This window comes from Amycolatopsis sp. NPDC006125, from assembly GCF_040614195.1.
Classification (GTDB): Bacteria; Actinomycetota; Actinomycetes; order Mycobacteriales; family Pseudonocardiaceae; genus Amycolatopsis_E; species Amycolatopsis_E tucumanensis.
Window position 1 is genome coordinate 25,476 of the sequence record NZ_JBEXTZ010000096.1, and the last position, 6,000, is coordinate 31,475.

5 protein-coding genes are annotated in these 6,000 nt (G+C 73.8%); 1 reads left to right on the forward strand and 4 read right to left on the reverse strand.

Going from position 1 to position 6,000, the window contains the following annotated elements:
* Positions 1–336: 336 nt before the first annotated feature.
* From ABZ193_RS34745 to ABZ193_RS34755, 3 genes are all read right to left on the reverse strand, one after another.
* Complete coding sequence (locus tag ABZ193_RS34745; protein WP_237337856.1) at positions 337–1,041, reverse strand: class I SAM-dependent methyltransferase; 705 nt, start codon at positions 1,039–1,041, stop codon at positions 337–339.
* The gene (locus ABZ193_RS34750; RefSeq protein ID WP_237337855.1) at positions 1,038–2,303 is read right to left on the reverse strand and encodes a helix-turn-helix domain-containing protein; all 1,266 of its coding nucleotides are present in this window, start codon (positions 2,301–2,303) and stop codon (positions 1,038–1,040) included. Before ABZ193_RS34750 ends, ABZ193_RS34745 begins: the two co-directional genes overlap by 4 nt.
* A 210-nt stretch (positions 2,304–2,513) precedes the next feature.
* On the reverse strand, positions 2,514–3,668 hold the full coding sequence (locus ABZ193_RS34755) for a helix-turn-helix domain-containing protein (protein ID WP_354712857.1): 1,155 nt from the start codon (positions 3,666–3,668) through the stop codon (positions 2,514–2,516).
* A gap of 157 nt (positions 3,669–3,825) precedes the next feature.
* Between ABZ193_RS34755 and ABZ193_RS34760 the strand changes: the two genes are divergently transcribed.
* Complete coding sequence (locus ABZ193_RS34760; RefSeq protein ID WP_354712858.1) at positions 3,826–4,899, forward strand: DUF2235 domain-containing protein; 1,074 nt, start codon at positions 3,826–3,828, stop codon at positions 4,897–4,899.
* Between the two features lie 71 nt (positions 4,900–4,970).
* Here ABZ193_RS34760 and ABZ193_RS34765 read toward each other — a convergent pair.
* The coding region (locus tag ABZ193_RS34765) for a CapA family protein (RefSeq protein ID WP_354712859.1) at positions 4,971–6,000 on the reverse strand (1,030 nt) is incomplete at its 5' end.

Below are 6,000 nucleotides of genomic sequence, written 5' to 3' on the forward strand. Positions count from 1 at the left end.
GGTCGGACGCTTCCACCGCACCCTGATCGAGGAGCACCCTCGGCAGCCGCGGAACCAACCCCACCGAACAAAACACCTAGCTGCGCTGGTGTGAGTTGGTGACGGGTTGGGCCGGCCGGGAGTGATCGTCGACGGCGCCACGTCGACGTGCACCAGCTCGCCCGGCTGGTCCCGCTCGTAGCGGCGGATCTGGTCGCCAGCCTCGGCATTCGATAACGAACCAGGATGCGGTGCGTGGTCGACCAGCAACCGCCGCCACTTCGTCAGCCGGGCATTACGGTGAGACACGAAGACCCCCGTATGTGCGGGAAAGGTGTCAAGCACCTTCACCCCGCACTAGGGCGCGGCCTCGAGGACGAAGAACAGGAACGCGGTCTTCGTCGACAGTGATTCGAAGTCGCCGGGGAAGAGGTCGCGGGCGGCCGGGTCGGGCTGCGGCTCGACGAGCGCTGTGAGGCGGAACCCGGCGTCGGTGAAGGCGCCGGTCATCGCGTGCAGCGGGCGGCGCCAGAACCGCATCGGCACGGTCTGACCGCCGAAGGTCCACTCGAAGGAATAGCTGGTGGTCGCGAAGTAGTCGGGCCGGGGCTCCTGGATCGTGTAGGCGACGAACGGGTGGTCCACCGACGCGATCAGGCGGCCGCCGGGCCGGAGCACCCGCCGCAGCTCGGACAGCGCCGGTTTCCAGTCCTCCAGGTAGTGCAGCACCAGGGAGGCGACCACGTCGTCGAACGCGCCGTCGGCGAAGGGCAGGGGGTCGTTCAGGTCCGCGAGGCGGAGCGGCACGTCCTCACCGAGGCGCCGCCTGGCCAGCGCCAGCATCCCGGCGCTGGCGTCGATGCCGGTGACCTCCGCGCCGCGGTCGCGCAGCGCGGCGGTCAGGGGCCCAGCGCCGCAGCCCGCGTCCAGGATCCGGCGGCCGGTCACGTCCCCGGCGAGGGACAGCATCGCCGGCCGCTCGTAGTACGCGTTCAGCAGGCTGTTCTCGTTTTCGGCCGCGTAGGCCTCGGCGAAGCTGTCGTAGTCGTTCACCCGGTTCATGCCGCGGGCGTCAGCAGTTCCGTCGCCCGCAGCGCGATTTCCAGCCGCAGCCGGTGTTCCGGGTCGTTCAGCCGCTCGCCGAACAGTTCCTCGATCCGCCGCATCCGGTAGCGCACCGTCTGCGGGTGCACGCCCAGCCGCTCGGCCATCTCCGGCGCGCTCCCGCTGGACTGCAGCCACGCCAGCAGCGTCTGCCCGAGCCGCGCGCGCTGCTTGTCGGTCAGCCCCTGCAACGGCTCAAGGCACGCGTCCCGCAACTGTCCGATCAGGAACTCGTCCGCCAGCAGCCACAGCGTGGCCAGGTGGTCGTCGGCGTGCAGCACCGGCTCCCGCGGGAGGATGCGTCGCACGCTCAGGTCCATCGTCCGGCGCGCCCAGCGCAGCGACACCGCCGCCTCCGCCAGCGGCACCCGCGGCCCGATCGCGACGCGCCAGCCGCGCAGCGCGGCCTCCAGGCCCTCCGGCGGCGCGGCCGCGAGCAGGCACGGCTGCGGGCTCTCCAGATCCGCCAGCACCTCGGCGGGCAGCGCGGGCGGCGGCAGCCGGTGCTGGTCGCGCCGCGGCTCCAGCGCCATCGCGACCACCTTGTCCGGCACGTGCCACCCGGCGGCCGCGGCCAGCCCCTCGACGGCCTGCGGCGCGGGCGCGGGCTCGGACAGGACCAGGCCGAGCAGCTGCCTGCGCTGCCGGGCCCGGGTGCCCGCCGCGCGGGCCTGCGCGGCGCGGTAGCCCTGCACGGACAGCGCGGAGATCTCGTCCACATAGGCCAGCACCGCTTCGGCGCCGGTGTAGAGGAGGTCGGACGGCAGCCCCTTCGCCTGGCCGACCTTGGCGATGTAGCGCCACGCGGCCAGCCCGCCGACGCGGTAGGCGGTCTGGATCTGGTCCAGCGGACGCCCCTCGCTGTACTCGATGCGGCCGAGGTGCCGGAACACGCCGATCCAGTTGTCCTGGGACACCGCCGGGTTGCCGATGTTGTCCAGGCAGTGCCCGACCGCCTCCCGCACCCCGCGCACGATGACCTCGCCGAACGGCCCCTCCAGCGGACGGGCGTACTCCGGCACCGCCCGCTGGATCTCGGCCAGGATGACCCGCGTGAGCGCGTCCGCGTGCGGGCGGAACACCGCGGCCAGCTCGCGCGGCAGCGACGCCCACAGCGTGCTCGCGCGGCCGTGCGCCGGAGCCTCACCGGGCGGGCGGCGCGGGTGCGGCGGCCGCGGCGGTGCGGTGCGTCCGGGCCGGACGTCGGCGTCGATCGTCATGTCAACCCCTGCTCGGGAAACCGCAGCACTGCGGTGGGTGGAGAACTTCGCGGCCGGCCCCGTGCTCGTGGCCCGCTCGCGGAGCCAACATGGCATCACCCGGGTCGCGTTGGCAAGAACCGTTGACACACTCCGAATTCCTGCGCCACCCGTTCGGGTGACGAGTGTCGAGACGGGTGACACCCGGAGGAGGTCCCGTTCGCGCGTGCCTCACAAAGTCCCCTCCTCGGCGCCGAGTTGCCTGCGCAGCACCAGGTGCAGCCCGAACCGCGTGTCCGCGTCGTCCAGCCGGTCGCCGAACAGCTCGCGCAACTGGTGCAGCCGCGCCCGCACGGTCTGCGGGTGCACCTGCAGTCGGCGCGCGATCTCCGGCGCGCCGCCCCGGGTTTCCAGCCACGCCAGCAGGGTTTCGCCCAGCCGCGCGCGTTGCCTGCCGCTCACCGAGTCCAGCGGGGCGAGGTACTTCGCGTGCAGCCGGTCGGCCAGGAAGTCCTGCGAGCGCAACCAGATCGCGTCGAGGTGCTCGGCGCACCACACGACGTCCCCGGGCAGGGCGAGCCCGGGCCGGGCCAGCCGGTGCGCGGCCGGGGCCAGCACGAGCGGAACCGGGGGCGACACCGCGGCACGCGCGGGTTTTTCCCAGTTGCCAGACAGGATTTCGACCGTCCGTTGCGGACTGGGCGTGATCAGGCAGGGGCGGTCGCCGTCCAGATCGACGAGGACCTCGTCGTCCAGCACGTCGGACGGCAGGCCCTCGGCGTGTTCGAGGGCGATCACGGCGACCCGTTCGGGCACCACCCACCCCGCGTCCTCGGCCGGGCCCTCCAGACACGGCTGCGGCTCGGCGAGGACCAGCGTGGCCAGGCGGCGACGGCGCTCCTCGGCTCCGGACGGCTGCCGCGCCTCCTGGAACCCTTCGAGCGCCGTCGCGGACAGCTCGTCGACGAACGCGAAGATCGCCTCGGCCGCGGTGGTGAGGGTCTGCGGGCCCGCGCCGAGGTCACGCAGCACCGGGGTCAGGTACTGCCAGGCGACCCGGCCGCCGATGCGCACCGCGGCCTGCAGGGCGTCGAGCGTGCGGCCCTCGTCGAACTCGCGCCGCCCGCGCCGCCGGAACTGGCGGACCCACTCGCTGTGGTCCGGGTGCGGGTTGCCGATGCACTGGAAGCAGTGCCGCACCGCCACCTCGATGCCCTCGGCCAGCGCGCGGCCGAACCGGCCTTCCGGCGGCCCGGAGTACTCCGGCACCTCCCGCCGCACCTCGCGGACGATCGCCTCGGCCAGTGGACGGGTGTGCGGCTCCAGCGCCACCGCGAGTCGTCTCGGTGTGGCCGCCAGGGCCTGCGCACTGCGGTAGTCCGGCACTTCCGCCCCCTTGACGCGCCGCAACAAAAACCTGAAGCCGACTCGCGTTCTTGCTGGTCAGCGACCCGGCCGGACGATGCTACCGCCTGGTAGCCAGAGCGGACAGTAACCCTCGGCACTCGATCGGCGACAAACCGGGCGGCGAGGGGAGCTGTGCATGACCAAGCGGCTGGTGATCTGCTGCGACGGGACCTGGAACACGCCGGACCAGCCGGCGCCGACCAACGTGTCGCGGGTGGCGCTGGCGGTCGCGCCCGCCGACGGGGCCGGGCGCGAGCAGCGGATGTTCTACCACCCCGGCGTCGGGACGCGGCCCGGCGAGCGCCTGTGGGGCGGGGCGTTCGGGTTCGGGCTGTCCCGCAACGTGCGCGAGGCCTACCGGTTCCTGGTCCGGACCTTCGAGCCGGGGGACGAGCTGTTCCTGTTCGGGTTCAGCCGCGGCGCCTACACCGCGCGCAGCCTCGCCGGCCTGGTGCGCAACTGCGGCATCCTGCGGCCCGAGCACGAGGACCGGATCGGCGAGGCGTACGCGCTCTACCGCGCCCGCGGGTCGAAGACGCACCCGCGCTCGGCCGCGGCGGAGCTGTTCCGCCGGTCGTACTCGCGCGAAACGCGGATCCGGTTCCTCGGCGTGTGGGACACCGTCGGCTCGCTCGGCATCCCGCTGTCCGGGCTGCGGCTGGTCAACCTCGTCAACCGCCGCTGGCAGTTCCACGACACGGAGCTGAGCTCCAGCGTCGACGCGGCCTACCACGCGCTGGCGATCGACGAGCACCGCCCGCCGTTCCGGCCCGCGCTGTGGCAGCCGCGCGCGGACACGATCGGGCAGCGCGTCGAGCAGGTCTGGTTCGCCGGGGTGCACTCCGACGTCGGCGGCGGCTACCCGGACCGCGCACTGGCCGACATCAGTCTGCTGTGGATGGTCGAGCGGGCGCGGGCGCACGGGCTGGCCTTCGAACCGGGCGCGTTCGCCGCCGCGGAGCTGGACCCGCTCGGCCGGGCGCACGAGTCGCGCACGGGGTTCTACAAGCTGATGCCCCGGCACGTGCGGCCGCTGGGCACGTCGTCGCACGAGTACGCGGCGTCGAGCGCCGTGGAGCGGCAGGCGCTGGTCGCGGGGTACGCCCCGAACCTCGACGCGTACCTCTCCGAGGGTGGCGCGGTGCTCCCCGTCCGCAGCGACGAGGGAGAGCGCTTCCCGGTGGCCAGCCCGGAGCCGGAACCCGCCTGAGCGCAGGACTCGCGCGTCCGGCTCCAGCGTCACCCGGTCCGCGCAGCGACCGGTCGGCCGCGCCGGGCTCGTCAGCCGCGGGTCAGGCCGTGCGCGGCGGCGCCGCGGCTGAGGACCACCTCGTCGGTCCGCGCGAGGGCTTCCTCGGCGCGCGCCCGGTCCAGTGCGGGGTCGTCGGCGGTGCGCAGCCGGATCGGCGGGCCGAGGTCGATCACCGTCGGCACGTACTCGGCGCGGTCCACCGTCCAGCGGTCGCCCGACCGCGTGAAGTGGAACCGGCCGATCAGCCCCTCCTCGGTGGTGCCGCGCGGCTCGGAGTGCCTGGCGATCGAATTGCCCAGCCCGTAGGCGACCCACTTGCCGCCGATCTTCTCCATCGGCTGCACGACGTGCGCGTGGTGCCCGATGATCAGGTCCACCGCCGGGCCGGCCAGCACCCGCTGCGCGATCTGCCGCTGCGACGCGGTCGGCTCGTGCTGGTACTCCGTGCCCCAGTGCAGGCTGGCGATCACCACCTGCGCCCCGGCCGCCCGCGTTGCCCGCGCTTCCGCCAGCACCGCGTCCGCGTCGATGGTGTTGGACACCCACTGCTTGCCGCCGGGCAGTTTCTTGCCGTTGAACCCGAACGTGTACGACACGTGCCCGACCTTCACGCCGCGCACGTCCAGCACCAGCGGCGTGCGGGCCTCCTGCTCGGTCCGGGCGGAGCCGGTGTGCCGGATGCCGGCCTCGTCGAGCTCGTCCAGCGTCCGGTTCACGCCGTCGGTGCCGGTGTCGATCGTGTGGTTCGACGCGGTCGAGCAGTCGTCGTACCCGGTGTCGGCCAGCGCGTCGGCGATCTCCGGCGGCGCGCTGAACTCCGGGTAGCCCTGGAACGGGCCCTCCTCGGGGGCGAGCGGCGTCTCCAGGTGGCACACCGCCAGGTCCGCGGCGCTGATGTCGTCCCGGATCCCGGCCAGCAGCGGCCGGTAGTCGCGGGTCCCGCCGCCGTCGGCGACCGCCTGATCGGTCAGCGCGGGGTGGATCAGCACGTCCCCGGTCGCCGCCACGGTGAACCCCGGGGCGGCGGACGGCGCCGCCGCGGCCGGTGCGTCCGGCCGC

Excerpts from the sequence above, each read along its gene's own strand:
- ABZ193_RS34745 (WP_237337856.1), bottom strand. The coding sequence starts at position 1,041 with ATGAACCGGGTGAACGACTACGACAGCTTCGCCGAGGCCTACGCGGCC.
- ABZ193_RS34750 (WP_237337855.1), bottom strand. The coding sequence starts at position 2,303 with ATGACGATCGACGCCGACGTCCGGCCCGGACGCACCGCACCGCCGCGG.
- ABZ193_RS34760 (WP_354712858.1), top strand. The coding sequence starts at position 3,826 with ATGACCAAGCGGCTGGTGATCTGCTGCGACGGGACCTGGAACACGCCG.